This window comes from Bacillus silvicola, assembly GCF_050524305.1.
Taxonomy (GTDB): domain Bacteria; phylum Bacillota; class Bacilli; order Bacillales; family Bacillaceae_G; genus Bacillus_A; species Bacillus_A cereus_AT.
In genome coordinates this window covers 1,382,331-1,401,499 of the sequence record NZ_JBNGVC010000013.1, presented here as the reverse complement: position 1 = coordinate 1,401,499, position 19,169 = coordinate 1,382,331, and the positions used below count along the sequence as shown (strand labels likewise).

Sequence of the window (19,169 nt, the reverse complement as noted above, 5' to 3'; positions counted from 1 at the left end):
TTTCTACCATGAAATACTTGTCTATTTTTAGTTTACTATGAGATTTATCCAAAAGACAAACAAGGTTTATCCACAAAATGTGGATAAACCTTGTTAATCCGTGGATAACTTTGTGAATAGCTGACAATTTAGTATTATTGCATTTGGCTCTTTTATATTTTTACAAAAGTGTTCTAACTGTCGAATTCCCTCTGGAACTTTCTCTTTCTCTATAATGACAAAGTTGAAAAACTGAAAGATTGTCACAGATTGTGGATGGTTTGTGAGTAAGTACAATTGTCGAATATTTTTTTCTTTCATATACTGCAAAAACATTTCAAAAAAATATAAGAAAGTCTGCTTATCCACATTAGGTGTGAATAAACAAGAACGAATAAGTGCATCTTCTTCACTTTGTTCATATCCAATTACAGCTCGTATTTCTCCCGCCTCTTCCAAAATCATAAATTGTGCGTACAACTCATTTATTTTATCATCTTTTTTATTAGCTTGTCCGAAAAAAGAATGCAATCTTTCTACATCTGCTTTCGTAGCAAAATACACGTTCTTCATAGTAAATCCCTCCTCATTTTTATATATGAGGAGGGATTTACTAATAGTACTACTTAGAGAATAAAGATGTAAAAGCTTCGACGATAAATAATTTAACCTCTGGTTTTTCTTCTTCCTCTTCTACTTTTACATACTCATTTTGCTTTTCTTGTTTTTTCTCCACAGGTTTCTCCACTTTTTCCACAGTTTTTGTTTCTACTTTTTTTACAGGCTGTTCTTCTACTTGCGTTTCATTTTTCACTACTTTCTTCTCAGGTGCTGTTACTTTTTCAGCTTTTTCCGGCTTTACTACTTTCGTTTCTTTCACCTTATCCTCTTTCTTCTCCGGTACATCCACTACTTCCTCATCTGATTGTTTCACCTGCTCTTCTTCAGGAGATTCAGCTTTCACAACATGTTCTTCTTTCCTTACAGCTGTACCACTCGAAAAATCTAAGAAACACATCGGTGGAAATAATACACACCACCAGTTTGCACCTTCACCTTTTCCAATTGTAATAAGTACCGCTTCATATTCTCCCGCTGGGTAAATAAAATTCCCATATACCTTTGTAGGAAACTTCACATTCTTACCAAATTTCACTTGGAAATTCTCTTTACTCCCTTCCCCTTTCAGCGTATTCGCTACTGTCTTTTCAATTTCAGGAATATGATTTTGAATTACTTTTCGAGCTTCTTCAAATGACGTTAAATCCGCTACCCATCCATCAATTTGCGCTTTCACTTCATCACGCACTTTACGTTTTAATGCCTGATCTTTATCAGAATCACTATTAGCTAAAATACGTAATCGAACGGCCTCTTTCGGAATAACAGCAGGCCCTTTTGCATCAGCTTTCATATATCCAAACTGCACAAGTAACTGTGCACCAATTAATAATAAAAGAAAATAAGCAATAACTTGTTTTTTCATTTCCTCCACCGTCCCCTCTAGAAACAGTGTGGACAGAGTTACTTCTTTCTAAACTATTAAATTCAAAATCTATATAAATTTTTGTAACTACTCAGCCACTCTATGAAAAACCGACAGAAAAGGCAGTAATAAAGAAGTGCCAGTCCTAATGTGGACTGGCACTTTGTAAGATACAAAATTCATTATTTGATTTCGCCTGAGGAATTTAATTTATCTATCTTGTATTTACTAATAAATGTGTTAATGCTTGTTTTAATGGTGTAGCCTGACGTTTTAATAAGAAATCTAAATCGGTATGTGTTGATTCTAATCCGCCTTCACGAACCCCTTTTTGAGTCATTGCTAACATTGATAAGTAGGCTTCAGGTACTCCAGCACCTTTTAACATTTCTTCATAAGAAGAATCATCTACTTCTAATAAAGGAACTTCTTTTCCTAATACTTCACTTAATGTATCAACAAATTGCTTTTGTGTTAAATTTTCACCAGAAAGCTCATAAATTTTATTTTTGTGACCATCAGCTACCAAAATATTCGCTGCTGCTTCAGCTAAATCTGGGCGATATACCCAACCGATTTTCCCTTTACCTGCAGAAGTTATCCAAGGTGCACCAGCCATACAGCTTTGAATTGTCCCAAGTTCATTTTCTACATACCAGTTGTTACGCAGAATCACATAAGGAATACCTGACTCAATAATTGCTACTTCACGTGCTCTATGCATGCCTGCTAAGAAGAAGTCATTTCCTTCTGCTCTTGTAACACTTGGATAAATAATTTGCTTTACACCTGTTGCTTTGGCAGCTTCTACTGCATTTGTATGCTGACGTATAGCTGTATTAAAGTCACCAAATGTTGACATGATGAATAAACGATCAACATCTTTGAATGCTGAAAACAAGGTTTCTTGATTTTCAAAATCCGTTACACGTACTTCTAAGCCTTGCTCCTTATACCTAAGTGCCTTTTCAGACTTGTCATCACGGACACCAACAATTATTTCTTCAATTGATAATCTAGTAAGTAAATACTCAACAATTTTAGAACCTAAATTTCCGTTTGCACCTGTTACTAAAACTTTCATACAATCTCCTCCGTTATATACAGCGTTATTTTTGATTTTTATATACAATACATATACTATTTCTTGAGAAGGATTTATGTAAGTAGGCACAATTTAATAACATAGTCATAAAAATAGTACCTAGAGAAAAAGGAGATTTTATTGTGGCACGTTTTAGTTATCAAGATAAATCGATTTCTGAAGAAGTACAGCAAGAAATTTGTCCATTAACAGTTACCCAAAATGCAATTGCAGGCAGATGGAAAATCGTGATTTTGTGGCATTTAAGTAAAAATAAAATCATTAGGTTTAATGAATTATTGAGGATGTTACCGGGTATCTCAAAAGGAATCTTAACTAGACAATTAAGAGAACTTGAAGAGGATGAGCTAGTACACAGAGAAGTTTATAAAGTTGTACCACCAAAAGTAGAATATTCATTAACAGAGCAAGGAAAAAAGTTTATACCTGTATTAGAAGCAATGCAAGTTTGGGGTAAAGATTTACTAAATAAAAAAATAGAGATGTATGAAAAACATGAGGACTAATAAATCATTACTAACTTTTCATTACCAATAGATGAAATGAATTCAAATAACTTTATTACCATTACACACCAAACCTCTAAATGAAACGTGCGACCGAGTAGTTATAAATTTTTCAGACAGAAATAGAGTAAGGCTTATGCCTTACTCTATTTCTGCAAATACCATGCGATCTTTTCCATTAATATCAAAGACAACTTCAACATGAGCGTGCGGGAAAGTTTGCTGTAATAATGCTTTTACATCTTCACCTTGCCCTACACCAATTTCAAACGCCACAATCGCCTTTTTCTTTAATACGTTTGGTAATTCCTCCATAAAACGGCGATAGAAATCTAATCCATCTTCACCGCCAACAAGCGCCCTTTTCGGCTCATGCTCTTTCACAACAGGAGAAAGACCACGCCAATCTTCCTCCGGTATATATGGAGGATTTGAAACAACAACATCTAGCTTCTGACCAGTTTCATAAAACGGCGACAGTAAATCACCGTGATAGAAAGTTACTTCCGCTCCTAAAGCCTTTGCATTTTCTTTTGCAACTTCAATCGATTCCTGTGCAATATCTACCGTATACACATGAAGATTTTTATTTTCTACAGCGAGCGTAATAGAAATCGCTCCACTACCTGTGCCAATATCCGCTACATGAAGCTCCTCATTACCGAAATGGCGCTCAATTCTCTCTAGGACTCCAACTATAAGTTCCTCTGTTTCTGGCCTTGGTATTAATACCTCTTCATTTACAAAGAATGCTCGGCCATAAAACATTTCATACCCAAGCATATATTGGATTGGAGTACCATCTACATGCTTGTGGATAAATTCTGCAAAACTTTTCTCTTGTTCCACAGTTATTTCTTCACGCATATTCATGAGCATTCCTGTTCTGTTCGTCTTTAATACATGACAAAGGACAATTTCTCCCGCATTCTCATCTCGTCCATTTTCTTGTAAAAAAGAAGAAGCCCATTTCAGGGCTTCATAGACACGCATTACTCAGCTGCCTCCATCTTTTGCGCCTGATCTTCCATCACTAAGGCATTGATGAAATCATCTAACTTACCTTGTAGGATTTGATCTAGCTTTTGAATCGTTAAGCCGATTCGATGGTCAGTAACACGGTTTTGCGGGAAGTTATACGTACGGATACGCTCTGAACGGTCTCCCGTACCAACAGCTTGTTTACGGTTTTGATCGTACTCAGCTTGCGCTTCTTGTCTGAATTTATCATAAACACGTGCACGTAATACTTTCATTGCTTTTTCTTTATTCTTGATCTGTGATTTCTCATCCTGACAAGATACAACTACACCAGTCGGTAAATGCGTTAAACGTACCGCTGACATCGTTGTATTAACACTCTGTCCACCAGGACCACTAGAAGCAAATGTATCAACACGAACATCTTTTTCATGAATATTAATTTCTACTTCTTCTGCCTCTGGTAATACAGCTACAGTTGCTGTAGATGTATGAATACGTCCACCAGATTCCGTTTCAGGAACACGTTGTACACGGTGAGCACCATTCTCGAATTTCAGCTTCGCGAAAGCACCTTTACCGTTAATCATAAAGATAATCTCTTTATATCCACCTAACTCTGTATAGCTCGCTTCGATAATTTCAGTTTTCCAACCTTGCACCTCAGCATAACGGCTATACATACGATATAAATCACCAGCAAATAAAGCTGCCTCGTCACCACCAGCAGCACCACGAACCTCAACGATAACGTTTTTATCATCATTAGGGTCTTTTGGAACAAGTAAAATTTTCAGACGCTCTGATAAAGTCTTCTCTTGACCCTCTAATTCAGAAACTTCCTCTTTTACCATGTCACGCATATCAGCATCTAACTTGTCTTCTAACATTGCTTTCGCATCTTTTAACTGCTCACGAGCATCTTTATACTCACGGTACACCTCTACCGTTTCTTGTATATCAGATTGTTCCTTTGAATACTCACGAAGCTTATTTGTATCGCTAATAACCTCTGGGTCACTTAACAATTCATTTAACTTCTCATAACGATCTTCTACAGCTTGCAAACGATCTAACACACCATTCACCTCTACATCCTAGTATCTAATACAAATAGTATATGGTACTTAATCAAAAAAACGCAAATTATATTTAAAAGCGCAGGTGGCTTGTTCAGAATCGCAGGACATTGGAGCTCTCGACCTTGAAGCGCTCTTTGCTTCGAGTGAGAGAGCGAAATGACCGGAGATTCTAGCCGCTGAAGCTAGATAATATATTTAAAAGCGCAGGCGGATCGTTCAGCTCTGACTGGCTAAGGTTCTCTCGCACAAAAGGTGCTTTTTACCTTAAGTAGCGGAGGTTCTTATACACGAAGAGCTGGCCACCAATCTTCATCTATTTTCGAAAAAAACCCGCTCTACATAGCGAGTTTCATTTATCTTTGTTTTGTAGGTACTGCATGACAATGACGACAACGTGGTTCATACGATTCTGAAGCCCCAACTAAAATAATTGGATCATCAAATGCCGCTGGTTCTCCATCGATTAAACGTTGCGTACGACTTGCAGGAGATCCACATGCAGAACAAACTGCCTGCAATTTAGTTACATGTTCAGCAATCGCCATCAGCTGAGGAACTTGTCCAAATGGTAGACCACGGAAATCTTGGTCTAATCCAGCTACAATGACACGATAGCCACGATTTGCCAATACTTGCACCACTTCCACAATGTCCCCATCAAAAAATTGTACCTCATCGATTGCAATAACATCCATTTCTTCTGTTACATGGTTAAATATATCCTTTGAAGCTGAAACAGGAACTGCTTTAACCTTTAATCCATTATGTGATACAACATCTTCTTCACTATAACGATTATCAATACATGGTTTAAATACAATCGCATTTTGTTTCGCAAATTGCGTACGGCGTATACGGCGGATGAGCTCTTCTGATTTTCCAGAAAACATACTCCCGCAAATCACTTCAATCCAACCATTTTGGTTCATTAAGTACATTGAGCTCTCCTTTCATCTACTTTCCTAATCCAAAGTAGGGTAAAGGTTTAATATTTTTGCAAAAAAAACAGACAAGCGAATACATACACTTGCCTGTTTTATGTTCTTTATTACTTGATGCCGTATTTCTTATTGAAGCGGTCAACACGTCCGTCTGCAGTAGCAAACTTCTGACGTCCAGTGTAGAATGGGTGAGAATCAGAACTGATCTCAATTTTTAGTAATGGATAAGTGTTACCATCTTCCCACTCAACAGTTTCGCTAGAGCCTTTAGTAGACCCGCTTAAGAATTTGAAGCCTGTGTTCGTGTCCATAAATACAACTTTATTGTAATTTGGATGGATTCCTGCTTTCATTCTTTTCATCTCCTTCCGCCCTGAATCATTTTCGAAACAGAGTTTTTCATCTTCAGCTGCTTACACAACTATATTGATGAAACACATATGATGAAATTATAACAAGGCTAACTCCATTTTGCAACTACCTGTTTTTGTCTTTTGAAATTTAAAGTGGAGGTGGCTCGTTCAGCTATGACCAGCTAAGGTTCTTTCGCCCTAAAGCTGCTTTTTACCTTTCGGGCGGAAGGTTCTTAGATGCGAAGAGCTAGCCACCGGAACTGGATAACATTTAAAAGCGCAAGCGGCTCGTTTAGAATGGGAGGTGGATGGAGCTTCTGACGTAGAGGCGCTTTTTGCCTCGTAGGAAGACGCGAAGCCACCGACCATTCTAGCCGCTGGAGCTGGATAACATTTAAAAGCGCAAGCGGCTCGCTCAGAATCGCAGGACACTTCAAGCTCTCGACCTTGAAGCGCTTTTTGCTTCGAGCGAGAGAGCGAAATGACCGGAGATTCTTGCCGCTGGAGCTGGATATTACTTTTAAAGTGGAGGTGACTCGCCCAGCTCTAACACAAAATATGATTTCCATCTCAAAAAACATAATTATTTCCATATATTACTCTCTCTAATATTCCCTTAAAAAACATAAAAAACTCGCTTACTACGAAATAAGCGAGTCCCAACCTTTTCCCTTTACTTAGTTGTTACATACCTTTTTGAGTCTGCAACAATGTTTTGTAAAAATTCTTCATTTGTCTTTGTTTGACGAAGTTTACGTAAGAAACTTTCAACAAAGTCTGGCGTATCACGCATCGTTTTACGAATACCCCATAGTTTGTCTAAATGTTCTTTTGGAATTAATAGGTCTTCTTTACGCGTACCAGAGCGACGAATATCAATCGCTGGGAAGATACGACGCTCAGCTAATGAGCGATCTAAGTGAAGTTCCATATTTCCAGTTCCTTTAAACTCCTCGTAAATTACATCGTCCATACGAGACCCTGTATCAACAAGGGCTGTTGCTAAAATTGTTAAGCTACCGCCTTCTTCAATATTACGCGCAGCTCCGAAGAAGCGCTTCGGTCTATGGAAGGCAGCCGGATCGATACCACCCGATAATGTTCTACCACTTGGCGGAATAACAAGGTTGTAGGCACGCGCTAAACGGGTAATACTATCCATTAAAATGACAACGTCTTTTTTATGTTCCACAAGACGCATTGCACGCTCTAATACAAGCTCGGCTACTTTAATATGATTTTCTGGTACTTCATCAAAAGTAGAGCTTACAACGTCACCTTTAACAGAACGTTCAATATCTGTTACTTCCTCTGGACGCTCATCAATTAAAAGTACAATTAATTCCGCTTCCGGATGATTTGTTGTGACACTGTGTGCAATTTCTTTTAACAGACTTGTTTTACCAGCCTTTGGAGGCGCAACAATTAAACCACGTTGTCCAAATCCAACTGGTGCGATTAAATCCATGATGCGTGTCGGTAACTTTTTCGTTTCCGTTTCCAACTTCATTTGGCGATCTGGGTATAATGGTGTTAATGCAGGGAAATGCACACGCTCTTTTGCTGAATCTGGATCATCTCCGTTTACAGCTTCAACTTGTAATAATCCAAAATAGCGTTCATTTTCTTTCGGAGGTCGTACTTTACCAGAAACTTTGTCTCCATTACGTAAATCGAAACGACGAATTTGCGAAGCTGAGATATAAATATCTTCTGAGCTTGGAGAATAGTTGATAGGACGTAGGAATCCAAATCCTTCTGATTGAATAATTTCTAATACACCTTCCATGAAAAAGAAACCTTCTTTTTCTGCTCGAGCTTTCAAAATAGAAAAGATTAACTCTTTTTTCGTTAACTTGCTGTAATACGAAATCTTAAATTCTTTCGCAAGCTCATATAACTCTTTTAATTTCATGTTTTCTAATGCTGCAATTGACAAATTCATTCAGACACCACACTTTAACATTATTCTCTTTTCAAATGGGTAAAGGGAAAAAATACGGAAGGCAAATAATTAATAATGAAAGGCAATAAGTTCAAGTAGGGTAATATTCACTATTGTAACCCTTTTATCTAGTTTTAATCAATACGTTGGAACACAAATACAAGAAGCGAAGACAAGAAAATTTGTCTTCGCTTTTTATATTTCTTACTTTTTTCTACTCACCTTATTTTAAGGAAGAATAGATAAGGTATTTCTGCTTTTATTTAATCTAGTTTCGGCGGCTATAATGGTCGGTAGATCCGCTTCTGAACGAGCTGCTTACGCTTTTTATTTAATAACCAAGTTCGGTTTTTTATTTAAGCTATGACGTCCGTCTACGAAGCGTACTGTACCTGACTTCGCACGCATAACAAGGGATTCTGTTGTTCCTACGCTACCTTTAAATTGAACGCCGCGTAATAGTTCTCCGTCTGTTACACCTGTTGCAGCAAAGATTGCATCGTCACCTTTTACTAAGTCTTCCATACGAAGGATGCGATTTATATCTTCAATGCCCATTTTTTTACAACGTGCTAATTCAGCTTCGTCTTGTGGTAAGAGCTTTCCTTGAATTTCTCCACCTAAGCATTTTAGCGCAACCGCAGCTAATACACCTTCAGGAGCCCCACCAGAACCGAATAAAATATCTACACCTGTACGGTCAAACGCTGTATTGATTGCTCCAGCTACATCTCCATCATTAATTAACTTAATACGTGCACCAGCCTTACGAATTTCTTCGATAATTGCTTGATGACGTGGACGATTTAAAACTGTCGCTACAACATCTTCAATATCTTTATTCTTCGCTTTCGCAACGGCACGTAGGTTATCGATAATAGGTGCGTTAATATCAACTGCCCCAACTGCTTCTGGGCCAACCGCAATTTTATCCATGTACATGTCAGGAGCATGTAACAAATTACCATGATCTGCAATTGCAATAACAGCAAGTGCATTCCATCCGCCAGCTGCTACGATGTTCGTCCCCTCTAAAGGATCAACTGCAACGTCTACGCGTGGGCCATATCCTGTACCTAATTTCTCTCCGATATACAGCATTGGCGCTTCATCCATCTCACCTTCACCAATTACAACTGTACCTTTCATCGGAATTGTATCAAATACATCACGCATAGCTGATGTTGCTGCACCGTCTGCCTCATCTTTTTTCCCGAGTCCCATCCAACGCGCTGATGATAATGCTGCAGCCTCTGTTACACGTACTAACTCCATAGATAAACTTCTTTCCACGATAATCCCTCTCCTTTAAGTCTTTATATTTCTGCCGTATTTTGTGAACCGTGTTTTTTCTATAAAGTGTACTTCCGCAAGTAGTGATGCTTCGCTTCCCCCTTGCGAAAGTATCACTTATGCGTTCTTCATCTCTTCAATTTCTTGCTTTGTCATTTGTTCTCGCCAAATGTTTGCGCCAAGCCCTTTAAGCTTGTCTACTATATTTTCATAGCCTCGATCAATATGCTCAAGTCCGGTTACTTCTGTAATTCCATCCGCCATTAATCCTGCAATAACAAGGGAAGCCCCAGCTCGTAAGTCACTCGCCTTCACTTTTGCACCTTGCAATAAAACAGGACCAGTTACAATTGCCGAACGACCTTCTACTTTAATTTGCGCATTCATACGACGCAATTCATCAATATGTTTGAAACGTGCGCCGTAAATTGTATCCGTTACAACTCCTGTCCCGTGTGCCTTTGTTAAAAGCGTCGTAAACGGCTGTTGTAAATCTGTTGGGAAACCTGGATATACAAGCGTTTTTATATCAACTACTTTTAACCTTCTATTACCGTTCACTGTAATTTGGTCATCGTTCGTTTCAACTTGGACACCAGCTTCTCTTAGCTTCGCAGTCACTGACTCTAAATGCTGAGGAATAACATTATCAACTGTTACTTCTCCTCCTGATGCAGCTCCTAAAATCATATACGTACCAGCTTCAATACGATCTGGAATGATAGTATGGTGACAACCATGCAGGGAGTCCACACCATCAATTCGGATTACATCTGTACCAGCACCTTTAATGCGTGCTCCCATACTTGTTAATAATGTGGCTACATCAATAATCTCTGGTTCTTTCGCTGCATTTTCAATAACAGTTCTACCTTTCGCTCGTACAGCCGCTAGCATAATATTAATCGTAGCTCCTACACTAACAACATCTAAATAAATGCGTGCCCCGCGCAATTCATCTGCTCTTAAATAAATGGCACCTTGTTCATTTGTAACATGTGCACCTAGTGCTTCAAACCCTTTAATATGCTGATCAATCGGTCGTGGCCCTAAATGACATCCACCTGGAAGCCCAATAACAGCTTTTTTAAAACGGCCAAGCATTGCACCCATTAAATAATAAGAGGCGCGCAATTTTTTCACTTTTCCATTTGGTAACGGCATCGCAACCATGTTAGAAGGATCGACTACCATCTCTTCTTCCTGCCCATAAGTTACTTTCCCTCCAATTTCCTCTAGTAAGTCTCCTAACATTTTCACATCCGAAATATTAGGAACGCCACCGATAGTTACCGGAGTATCTGCTAAAATTGTCGCTGGAATTAATGCAACAGCACTGTTCTTTGCACCACTCACACGAATTGTTCCATTTAAAGCTCTTCCGCCTTCAATTAGCAACTTTTCCATATTGAGCTCCCTTCTCGTGAATGTATTTATCTTCTACTGCTTTATAAAAAGAAGTAGAAAGTTCCCCTTAAGAATCTCAATCACTCTTTCCACCCTAAAACTCAATAAGTAGAAAACCATCACCTGTAGCTCCCCTGCTGTACAAATAGATGAAGATTAACTATTCATCGAATCAAATTCCCCAATTCAGATACTCATCACATTTATTAATAGGACTATGCACATTATTTTCTATATTTGCAGGCTAAAAATTCATTTTATAAAATCTTTAGACTTGTTCACGCTTTCATTATACAACGAAAGGAAACCGTCTAAAAGACTAGACGGTTTCCAAAACGGAATTTTATTCTTACGCTTTACCGTTAGAACCGAACTCACGCATTTTACCAGCAACAGTTGCTTTAATAGCGTCGCGGCCAGGTCCAATAAATTTACGAGGATCGTAAACTTCTTGGTCTTTGTTTAATACTTCACGAACAGCTTTTGTAAACTCGATTTGGTTCTCAGTGTTTACGTTGATTTTTGAAGTACCTAAAGAGATAGCTTTTACGATATCAGCAGTTGGGATACCAGTACCACCGTGTAATACTAAAGGTACGCCAGTGAAGTCACGAACTTGTTCCATTTCAGCGAATCCTAAGTTAGGCTCACCTTTGTAAGGACCGTGTACAGAACCTAAAGCTGGAGCTAGGCAATCGATACCTGTTGCTTCAACAAGGTGCTTACACTCTGCAGGATCAGCGTAAATTACGCCTTCAGCGATGATGTCGTCTTCTTGTCCGCCAACTGTTCCAAGCTCAGCTTCAACAGATACGTTACGAGCGTGTGCGTATTCTACTACTTTTTTAGTAGTTTCAACGTTTTCTTCGAATGGGTGGTGAGAAGCGTCGATCATTACAGATGTGAAACCTGCATCGATTGCCTCTTTACATTTTTCGAAGCTTGAACCATGGTCAAGGTGAATCGCTACAGGAACAGTGATGTTCATTTCTTCGATTAAAGCTTTAACCATAGCTACAACTGTTTTGAAACCAGTCATATGACGAGCTGCACCCTCAGATACACCTAGGATTACAGGAGATTTTTCTTCTTCCGCAGCAGCTAAGATAGCTTGAGTCCACTCTAAGTTGTTCATGTTGAATTGACCAACTGCGTATTTTCCTTCTAGTGCTGTGTTTAGCATTTCTTTCATAGAAACTAAAGGCATGGTGAATCCTCCTAAAAAACGTTTTTTGTATCCGATAAGTTCTTATCGCTGGTAGTATGACCAGAATAAGGTAAAATATGTATATCTGTATACCGGACTTTTTTCTACACTCATTAGGATAACAACTTGTACTAAAAAACTCAACCGTATTCACCTGCTCAATAGTCCATGTAAACGCTTTTTTCCATATTTTTTATAAAAAATTCATTTTTTACGCCTCTACAGCAAGCTGATTTCTCACCGCTTGACGAATCTCATCAATATCAAACGGTTTAGCAAAGTGCATTAAAGCTCCTAAATCTTTCGCTTCTTGAATCATATCCAATTCTCCATAAGCAGTCATTAAAATCACTTTAATACTCTCATCAATTTCTTTTACATGTTTTAAAATCTCTATACCATCCATACCTGGGATTTTCATATCTAACACTACTAAATCTGGATTATCTTTTTTCACGATATCTAAAGCTTGAAATCCATTCGCTGCTTGGAACGTCTGATAACCTTCTTTTTGGAACACTTCATGTAATAACACACGAATGCCATATTGATCATCAACGATTAAAATTTTCCCTTCCATAACTCCCAACCTTTCTGTGTAAATACAAGATTTACAGCTTCTTATATCTTATCGATTTATTTTCGCTATTCTTTGGCAAATTCCTTCCTATTCTTTCTTATTTTACCGTTTCCTATTTTGTTATGCTACCTACGATTTCACCTTTCTAAAAAAATAAATTATAATAAAAGCCGGCAAACACGTACGAAGGGAGTAACATTATGTTAAAAATTTTTTCAACTCAATTAAGTGGTTATTTCTCCAGAGTTTCTCAAAAAGAGGAAATAAATATAGAAGATAGCGCTCGTCTACTTGCTCAAGCACTAGTTGGCGATGGTTTCATTTATTTACATGGTACAAATGAAATGGAGGGCGTTGTTGCTGAAGCACTATTCGGTGCTGAACCAATGAAGCAAGCAAAACGCTTATTTGAAAACGGTAAAGAAGCAGAAGTAACTTCTGCAGATCGTGTACTTCTTATTAGCCGTTTTTCAACAGATGAAGAAGTTGTAGCAATTGCAAAAAAACTACAAGAAGAGGGGCACTCTATCGTTGGTATTTCAGCTATTCAAGAACATGTTGAATCACTGGAACAATACACAGATGTACATATCGATACAAAACTGTTAAAAGGCCTTATTCCAGATGATGAAGGTAACCGCTACGGTTTCCCAAGTTTAATTGTAGCTTTATTTGCTTATCACGGAATTAAATTTACAATTGATGAAATGTTAAACGAATATTAAAAAAAGCGCCCTATTTCAGGCGCTTTTTTTATTACTTGCTCTCTTTATTCGTAATAGAAGCACTTACGAAGTCATGGAACAATGGTTGTGGACGGTTTGGACGAGACACAAGTTCTGGATGGAACTGTGCTGCCACGAACCAAGGGTGGTCTTTTAATTCAATGATTTCAACTAGACGACCGTCTGGGCTTGTACCAGAGAATACAAATCCTGCTTTTTCCATATCCGGACGGAATTGATTGTTGAACTCATAACGATGACGATGACGCTCATATACAACCGGCTCGTTGTAAGCATTGTAAGCATTTGTTTCTTCAGCAAGCTTACATGGGTATAGACCAAGACGAAGTGTACCACCTAAGTCTTCTACATCTTTTTGTTCTGGTAATAAGTCGATGATTGCATAAGGTGTGTCAGGATTAATTTCAGAAGAGTTAGCTCCTTCTAATCCTAATACGTTACGTGCAAATTCGATTGATGCAAGTTGCATACCTAGGCAAATTCCTAAGAATGGAACTTTGTTTTCACGAGCATATTGAATTGCAACGATTTTACCTTCTACACCACGATCGCCAAAGCCACCTGGTACAAGGATACCATCTGTGTCGCCAACTAATTCTTTCACGTTCTCTGCTGTTACGTGCTCAGCATTTACCCATTTCACTTCTACATCTGTGTCGAATGAGTAACCTGCATGACGAAGTGCTTCTACAACAGAAATGTATGCATCTTGAAGCTCTACGTATTTACCAACAAGAGCGATTTTTGTTTTCTTAGAAAGGTTACGCACTTTATTAACTAGCGCAGTCCACTCTGTCATATCTGCAGCTGGATTGTCTAATTTTAAGTGATCACAAACGATTTGGTCCATGTTTTGCTCTTGAAGAGATAACGGAACCGCATATAAAGTATCTGCATCGCGTGCTTCGATAACTGCTTTTGTATCGATGTCACAGAATAATGCAAGCTTGTCTTTCATGTCCTGAGAAACAGGTAGTTCTGTACGAACAACGATAATATTTGGTTGAATACCTAAGCTACGAAGCTCTTTAACGCTATGTTGCGTTGGTTTTGTTTTCATTTCACCCGCTGCTTTTAAGTACGGGATTAACGTACAGTGAATGTACATTACATTGTCACGACCGATGTCGCTCTTAATTTGACGAATTGCTTCTAAGAATGGTAGAGACTCGATATCACCAACAGTTCCACCGATTTCTGTAATAACAACGTCCGCGTTTGTTTCACGACCAGAACGATATACACGTTCTTTAATTTCGTTAGTAATGTGAGGAATAACCTGAACTGTTCCTCCTAAGTATTCACCACGACGCTCTTTTTGAAGAACTGAAGAGTAAATTTTACCTGTTGTTACGTTGCTGTATTTATTTAAGTTGATGTCGATAAAACGCTCATAGTGACCAAGGTCTAAGTCCGTTTCTGCACCATCATCTGTTACGAATACCTCACCGTGTTGGTATGGGCTCATAGTCCCCGGGTCTACGTTAATGTATGGATCAAACTTTTGAATAGTTACGTTTAAACCACGATTTTTTAAAAGTCTTCCAAGAGATGCTGCTGTAATACCTTTACCTAAAGACGATACTACACCGCCTGTTACAAAAATATACTTAGTCATGAAAATACTCCCTTCTACCTTGTTGTTATATAATCACCGTTGCAAAGCGCAACGTATGTAGATAACACTGTACCTATCTTATTGTTAGACTCTTTTTATTTTCTAAACAAAAAACAAAAAAGAAAATTGCTCCCCTCATCACATAAAGTAATAAGTAGGGAGCAATTTTCTTTTATATTTACACTTTAAAAGTATTATCGTCCTGTTTTAAAGAGCCCAAAAATGATTCTACATGGACGATAATGAAAAGTCAAGAACTACAGCTCTTCCTCTTCTTCTTCATTTTCATCGTACTCAAGTTCTTCTTCTGCGAATTCTTCATCTTCTTCTTCTAAATCATCAAGATCATCATCTTCGTCATCTGCATCTTCTTCTTCAAGAACCTTGTCCAAATCTTCTACATCTTCTTCTTCGTCTGCATTTCCGTCTGCATCGTCGAATTCATCTTCATCTTCTTCGATGTAGTCGTCAAAACCGTCCTCTTCAACTTTACGTTTCTTCTTCGGTTTTGGCTGAGGTAAGATTTCTTCATCAATTTGCTCATATGGGTACCAGCTACGTAGTCCCCAACGATTTTCTCCTAAATTAATGAAACGTCCATCGATGTTTAAATCTGTATAAAATTGTGCGAGTTTCGCATTAACTTGCTCTTGAGATAGTCCCAGCACTTGAGCGATTTCTTGAACCAACTCGTTGAATGTCGTTGCTTGTCTTTTATCCCCTAAAACGCTATGTACAACTTCAATCATTGAACATTCTTTTAGCTCTTCTGGTGAATATTGCTTAAAATTCACTTATGCGGCACTTCCTTTCTTCAAATATAACCTTATATATAACGGTCTGCTTAAAAAAATCCATACTATTCATTATAAACAAAAGTCGCACAAATATGCTACAAAAAAAACGGGAAACTTTAATATGGTAATAAAATTATAATTTGTCCATTCCTTATTTCGGAAGCATATGCGCCCCTTGCAATACATACCTAATTTGCATTTCTGTATATTCTTCAAGCGTATACAGTTTTTGCAGGGCCCAACGTCTAAATCCCCACATTTGTCCTTGTATGAAAATATTATGTGCAAGAAGCTGTATTTCTTTTTTATTTAATGTAAATGTTCCATTTTCCGTACACTGTTCTAAAATATTCTCGAACATTCCTACCATTTGAAACTCTTTTTCTAATACATATGGGAGTGATTCTTTCGGTAAAAAACGTACCTCTTGATACATAATTAATACTTCTTCTTGCAATTCATCCATCACTTTAAAATAATTCGTTATTGCTATCTTTAAACTTTCTATACTTCCCTTCTCTGTACACACTACTTCCTCTAACCGCTCTTTTACATGTTCATATATACTATCACAAACTAAATATAAAACATCATCTTTTGTACGAATGTACTCATAAAGTGTTCCAATACTAAACCCAGCCGCCTTCGCAATTTCTCTCGTTGTTGTACGTGGGAACCCTTTTTGCTTAAACAGTTGCACCGCACCTTTAATCATTTGTTCACGCCTTAACGCAACTAATTTTTCATCTTTCACTGATGCATGTACATTATGTTTAACCATCCCCTTCACCTCTCTCTATTATTTTTGGAAGGAAAAAGCGTAGGAAAATACCTACGCTTTCGTTCCTATTTCGTTAACATACGAGAAATTACAAGCCTTTGAATCTCTTGCGTTCCCTCATATATCTGTGTAATCTTTGCATCGCGCATATAACGCTCTACTGGATAATCTTTCGTATAACCATAACCACCAAATACTTGTACTGCTTCAGTCGTTACCTTCATCGCTGTATCACCTGCAAATACTTTTGACATCGCTGACTCTTTCCCGTACGGAAGCCCTTCAGATTCAAGCCAAGCCGCTTGATATGTTAAAAGACGCGCCGCCTCTACATCCGTTGCCATATCTGCAAGTTTAAAGCCAATTCCTTGCTGCGCCGCAATTGGCTTCCCGAACTGATGACGCTCTCTTGCATATTCTACGGAAGCATCTAAAGCGGATTGTGCAATACCAACCGCTTGCGCCGCAATACCATTACGACCGCCATCTAATGTTTGCATCGCTACCTTAAATCCTTGCCCTTCTTCTCCGAGTAGATTCTCTACAGGAATGCGGCAGTCTTCAAACATAATTTCAGTAGTCGGCGAAGAGCGAATCCCTAGCTTGCTCTCTTTTTTCCCAACTGAAAATCCCGGCGTATCGCTCTCCACAATAAATGCGCTCGTGCCACGCTGCTTCGATTCAGGGTCTGTTAATGCAAAAACAACGTAAATATCAGCAATGCCACCATTTGTAATAAAGATTTTCGATCCATTTAAAATGTAATGGTCTCCATCTCGTTTCGCAGTTGTCCTCATTCCGCCAGCATCTGAACCAGAACTTGGTTCCGTTAAACCGTATGCCCCAATTTTCTTTCCTTCTGCCATCGGTCGTAAAAACTTTTGCTTTTGCTCTTCCGTTCCAAATTTAAAAATTGGCCAACCAGCAAGTGAAGTATGTGCAGACAATGTTACACCTGTAGAAGCACATACACGGGATAATTCTTCAATGGCAATTACATACGCCAAGTAATCGCTTCCAATTCCACCATACTCTTCAGGCCACGGAATGCCAGTTAAACCAAGCTCTGCCATTTGATCAAATAAAGCGCGATCAAATCGCTCTTCCTCATCACGCTCTGCCGCCGTCGGTGCTACTTCATTTCTTGCAAAATCCCGAACCATTTTTCTTATCATTTCATGTTCTTCTGATAATTTAAAATGCATTCCCGTCTCCCCCTCGTCTTTTTATAAAGCTCGACTAATTACAAGCTTTTGTATTTCGCTCGTTCCTTCATATATTTGCGTGATCTTCGCATCACGGAAAAATCTTTCTACTGGATAATCTTTCGTATAACCGTAACCGCCAAATACTTGCACCGCTTCAATCGCAACTTCAACAGCCGTCTTAGAAGCAAATAGTTTCGCAATAGAAGCTTCTTTACCGCATGGTAATCCTTGAGCTCTTAGCGATGCCGCTCTGTATACAAGTAATCGCGCTGCTTCTACGCTAGTCGCCATATCTGCAAGTTTGAATCCGATTCCCTGCTGCGCCGCAATTGGCTTGCCGAATTGCTCGCGCTCTTTCGCATAATCAATCGCACATGCAAGCGCCGCTTCCGCGATTCCTAATGCCTGCGCTCCGATCCCAATTCGTCCAACATCTAAATTCGCCATCGCCACCTTAAATCCTTGTCCTTCTTCACCAAGTAAATTCTCGGCCGGCACTTTCATATCTTCAAACGTAAGTTGTACTGTACGAGAACCAAGAAGCCCCATCTTATGCTCATCTTTTCCGATGATTAAGCCTGGTGTATCTTTCTCTACAATAAATGCAGAAATGCCACTTTTCCCCGCCTCTGGATTTGTAGAAGCGAATACAATGTATGTACTTGCTTCGCCGCCATTCGTAATAAATACTTTCGATCCATTGATAATGTAGTGATCGTCTTTTTTTACAGCTCTTGATTTCAAACTACCTGCATCTGATCCTGCACTTGGTTCTGTTAGAGCAAATGCGCCTAAATACTCACCAGTCGCCAATTTAGAAACATATTTCTGCTTCTGCTCTTCTGTTCCGAAGTATAAAATCGGATTCATTCCAACTGACGTATGTACAGCTAAAATTACACCAACCGTTGCACTTACCTTTGAAATTTCCTCAATTGCTAGAATGTAAGAAATAAAATCCATTTCTGCCCCGCCATATTTTGCAGGCGCTGGAATACCCATTAGTCCAAGCTCACCCATCTTTTGCAAAATCTCTTTCGGGAACACCCCTTGTTCCATACTAGGAACAAAGGGAGCTATTTCCTTCTGCGCAAAATCCCGAACCATTTTCCTCATCATTTGTTGCTCTTCAGTAAAGTGAAAATTCATGTACT

At 38.6% G+C, this 19,169-nt stretch carries 19 protein-coding genes; 2 read left to right on the top strand and 17 right to left on the bottom strand.

Translation table 11 applies throughout. The annotated features are described in order from the left end of the window. Positions 1 to 93 precede the first annotated feature (93 nt). From ACP6L7_RS29290 to ACP6L7_RS29280, 3 genes are all read right to left on the bottom strand, one after another. Entirely contained in the window at positions 94 to 552 is a 459-nt protein-coding gene (locus ACP6L7_RS29290) for a GNAT family N-acetyltransferase (RefSeq protein ID WP_071769891.1), read from the bottom strand. Between the two features lie 49 nt (positions 553 to 601). Beyond that, the gene (spoIIR, locus tag ACP6L7_RS29285; RefSeq protein ID WP_097831468.1) at positions 602 to 1,465 is read right to left on the bottom strand and encodes a stage II sporulation protein R; all 864 of its coding nucleotides are present in this window, start codon (positions 1,463 to 1,465) and stop codon (positions 602 to 604) included. A 214-nt stretch (positions 1,466 to 1,679) separates the two neighbouring features. Next, complete coding sequence (locus ACP6L7_RS29280; RefSeq protein WP_097831467.1) at positions 1,680 to 2,549, bottom strand: SDR family oxidoreductase; 870 nt, start codon at positions 2,547 to 2,549, stop codon at positions 1,680 to 1,682. A gap of 143 nt (positions 2,550 to 2,692) precedes the next feature. Here ACP6L7_RS29280 and ACP6L7_RS29275 point away from each other — a divergent pair, with 143 nt between their 5' ends. Continuing rightward, positions 2,693 to 3,076, top strand: coding sequence for a winged helix-turn-helix transcriptional regulator (locus ACP6L7_RS29275; RefSeq protein WP_097831466.1), 384 nt, complete (start codon positions 2,693 to 2,695; stop codon positions 3,074 to 3,076). A gap of 141 nt (positions 3,077 to 3,217) precedes the next feature. Here the strand turns inward: ACP6L7_RS29275 and prmC are convergent, their stop codons facing one another. The 9 genes from prmC to spo0F form a co-directional block, all read right to left on the bottom strand. Continuing rightward, positions 3,218 to 4,069 (bottom strand): peptide chain release factor N(5)-glutamine methyltransferase, encoded by an 852-nt coding sequence (gene prmC / locus ACP6L7_RS29270; protein WP_097831465.1) that lies wholly within the window; start codon positions 4,067 to 4,069, stop codon positions 3,218 to 3,220. Beyond that, positions 4,069 to 5,136, bottom strand: a complete 1,068-nt coding sequence (prfA, locus tag ACP6L7_RS29265; RefSeq protein WP_141533318.1) for a peptide chain release factor 1 — start codon at positions 5,134 to 5,136, stop codon at positions 4,069 to 4,071. Before prfA ends, prmC begins: the two co-directional genes overlap by 1 nt. 356 nt (positions 5,137 to 5,492) lie before the next feature. Then, positions 5,493 to 6,077, bottom strand: a complete 585-nt coding sequence (locus tag ACP6L7_RS29260; protein ID WP_000281088.1) for a thymidine kinase — start codon at positions 6,075 to 6,077, stop codon at positions 5,493 to 5,495. Positions 6,078 to 6,187: 110 nt separating this feature from the next. Continuing rightward, complete coding sequence (locus ACP6L7_RS29255; RefSeq protein WP_000643447.1) at positions 6,188 to 6,433, bottom strand: type B 50S ribosomal protein L31; 246 nt, start codon at positions 6,431 to 6,433, stop codon at positions 6,188 to 6,190. Positions 6,434 to 7,106: 673 nt separating this feature from the next. After that, a complete protein-coding gene (rho, locus tag ACP6L7_RS29250; RefSeq protein WP_097831462.1) occupies positions 7,107 to 8,378 on the bottom strand; it encodes a transcription termination factor Rho in 1,272 nt (423 codons plus the stop codon). 327 nt (positions 8,379 to 8,705) lie between these two features. After that, positions 8,706 to 9,671, bottom strand: a complete 966-nt coding sequence (gene glpX / locus ACP6L7_RS29245; protein ID WP_097831461.1) for a class II fructose-bisphosphatase — start codon at positions 9,669 to 9,671, stop codon at positions 8,706 to 8,708. 117 nt (positions 9,672 to 9,788) lie between these two features. Further along, entirely contained in the window at positions 9,789 to 11,078 is a 1,290-nt protein-coding gene (gene murA, locus ACP6L7_RS29240) for a UDP-N-acetylglucosamine 1-carboxyvinyltransferase (protein ID WP_097831459.1), read from the bottom strand. A gap of 349 nt (positions 11,079 to 11,427) precedes the next feature. Further along, positions 11,428 to 12,285 carry a class II fructose-bisphosphate aldolase gene (locus tag ACP6L7_RS29235; protein ID WP_001131859.1) on the bottom strand — a complete coding sequence of 286 codons (858 nt, stop codon included), beginning with the start codon at positions 12,283 to 12,285 and terminating at the stop codon, positions 11,428 to 11,430. A gap of 211 nt (positions 12,286 to 12,496) precedes the next feature. Beyond that, positions 12,497 to 12,865 carry a sporulation initiation phosphotransferase Spo0F gene (gene spo0F, locus ACP6L7_RS29230; protein WP_000398595.1) on the bottom strand — a complete coding sequence of 123 codons (369 nt, stop codon included), beginning with the start codon at positions 12,863 to 12,865 and terminating at the stop codon, positions 12,497 to 12,499. 200 nt (positions 12,866 to 13,065) lie between these two features. Between spo0F and ACP6L7_RS29225 the strand changes: the two genes are divergently transcribed. Further along, positions 13,066 to 13,590: a DUF2529 domain-containing protein gene (locus tag ACP6L7_RS29225; RefSeq protein ID WP_097831458.1), complete on the top strand. Its 525-nt coding sequence runs from the start codon at positions 13,066 to 13,068 to the stop codon at positions 13,588 to 13,590. Positions 13,591 to 13,621: 31 nt separating this feature from the next. Here the strand turns inward: ACP6L7_RS29225 and pyrG are convergent, their stop codons facing one another. The 5 genes from pyrG to ACP6L7_RS29200 all read right to left on the bottom strand — a co-directional run bounded on the left by pyrG (position 13,622) and on the right by ACP6L7_RS29200 (position 19,164). After that, positions 13,622 to 15,229: a CTP synthase gene (gene pyrG, locus ACP6L7_RS29220; protein ID WP_000170445.1), complete on the bottom strand. Its 1,608-nt coding sequence runs from the start codon at positions 15,227 to 15,229 to the stop codon at positions 13,622 to 13,624. 257 nt (positions 15,230 to 15,486) lie between these two features. Continuing rightward, positions 15,487 to 16,023, bottom strand: a complete 537-nt coding sequence (gene rpoE / locus ACP6L7_RS29215; protein WP_098361669.1) for a DNA-directed RNA polymerase subunit delta — start codon at positions 16,021 to 16,023, stop codon at positions 15,487 to 15,489. Between the two features lie 154 nt (positions 16,024 to 16,177). Further along, entirely contained in the window at positions 16,178 to 16,807 is a 630-nt protein-coding gene (locus ACP6L7_RS29210; protein WP_000238599.1) for a TetR/AcrR family transcriptional regulator, read from the bottom strand. 65 nt (positions 16,808 to 16,872) lie between these two features. Further along, on the bottom strand, positions 16,873 to 18,012 hold the full coding sequence (acdA, locus tag ACP6L7_RS29205) for an acyl-CoA dehydrogenase AcdA (RefSeq protein ID WP_071744053.1): 1,140 nt from the start codon (positions 18,010 to 18,012) through the stop codon (positions 16,873 to 16,875). Positions 18,013 to 18,033: 21 nt separating this feature from the next. Next, positions 18,034 to 19,164, bottom strand: coding sequence for an acyl-CoA dehydrogenase (locus ACP6L7_RS29200; protein ID WP_097831456.1), 1,131 nt, complete (start codon positions 19,162 to 19,164; stop codon positions 18,034 to 18,036). Positions 19,165 to 19,169: the final 5 nt, after the last annotated feature.

Excerpts from the sequence above, each read along its gene's own strand:
- ACP6L7_RS29200 (WP_097831456.1), bottom strand. The coding sequence starts at position 19,164 with ATGAATTTTCACTTTACTGAAGAGCAACAAATGATGAGGAAAATGGTT.
- spo0F (WP_000398595.1), bottom strand. The coding sequence starts at position 12,865 with ATGGAAGGGAAAATTTTAATCGTTGATGATCAATATGGCATTCGTGTG.
- murA (WP_097831459.1), bottom strand. The coding sequence starts at position 11,078 with ATGGAAAAGTTGCTAATTGAAGGCGGAAGAGCTTTAAATGGAACAATT.
- rho (WP_097831462.1), bottom strand. The coding sequence starts at position 8,378 with ATGAATTTGTCAATTGCAGCATTAGAAAACATGAAATTAAAAGAGTTA.
- ACP6L7_RS29235 (WP_001131859.1), bottom strand. The coding sequence starts at position 12,285 with ATGCCTTTAGTTTCTATGAAAGAAATGCTAAACACAGCACTAGAAGGA.
- spoIIR (WP_097831468.1), bottom strand. The coding sequence starts at position 1,465 with ATGAAAAAACAAGTTATTGCTTATTTTCTTTTATTATTAATTGGTGCA.
- ACP6L7_RS29260 (WP_000281088.1), bottom strand. The coding sequence starts at position 6,077 with ATGTACTTAATGAACCAAAATGGTTGGATTGAAGTGATTTGCGGGAGT.
- pyrG (WP_000170445.1), bottom strand. The coding sequence starts at position 15,229 with ATGACTAAGTATATTTTTGTAACAGGCGGTGTAGTATCGTCTTTAGGT.
- ACP6L7_RS29290 (WP_071769891.1), bottom strand. The coding sequence starts at position 552 with ATGAAGAACGTGTATTTTGCTACGAAAGCAGATGTAGAAAGATTGCAT.
- acdA (WP_071744053.1), bottom strand. The coding sequence starts at position 18,012 with ATGCATTTTAAATTATCAGAAGAACATGAAATGATAAGAAAAATGGTT.
- prmC (WP_097831465.1), bottom strand. The coding sequence starts at position 4,069 with ATGCGTGTCTATGAAGCCCTGAAATGGGCTTCTTCTTTTTTACAAGAA.
- ACP6L7_RS29280 (WP_097831467.1), bottom strand. The coding sequence starts at position 2,549 with ATGAAAGTTTTAGTAACAGGTGCAAACGGAAATTTAGGTTCTAAAATT.
- ACP6L7_RS29225 (WP_097831458.1), top strand. The coding sequence starts at position 13,066 with ATGTTAAAAATTTTTTCAACTCAATTAAGTGGTTATTTCTCCAGAGTT.
- ACP6L7_RS29255 (WP_000643447.1), bottom strand. The coding sequence starts at position 6,433 with ATGAAAGCAGGAATCCATCCAAATTACAATAAAGTTGTATTTATGGAC.
- ACP6L7_RS29210 (WP_000238599.1), bottom strand. The coding sequence starts at position 16,807 with ATGGTTAAACATAATGTACATGCATCAGTGAAAGATGAAAAATTAGTT.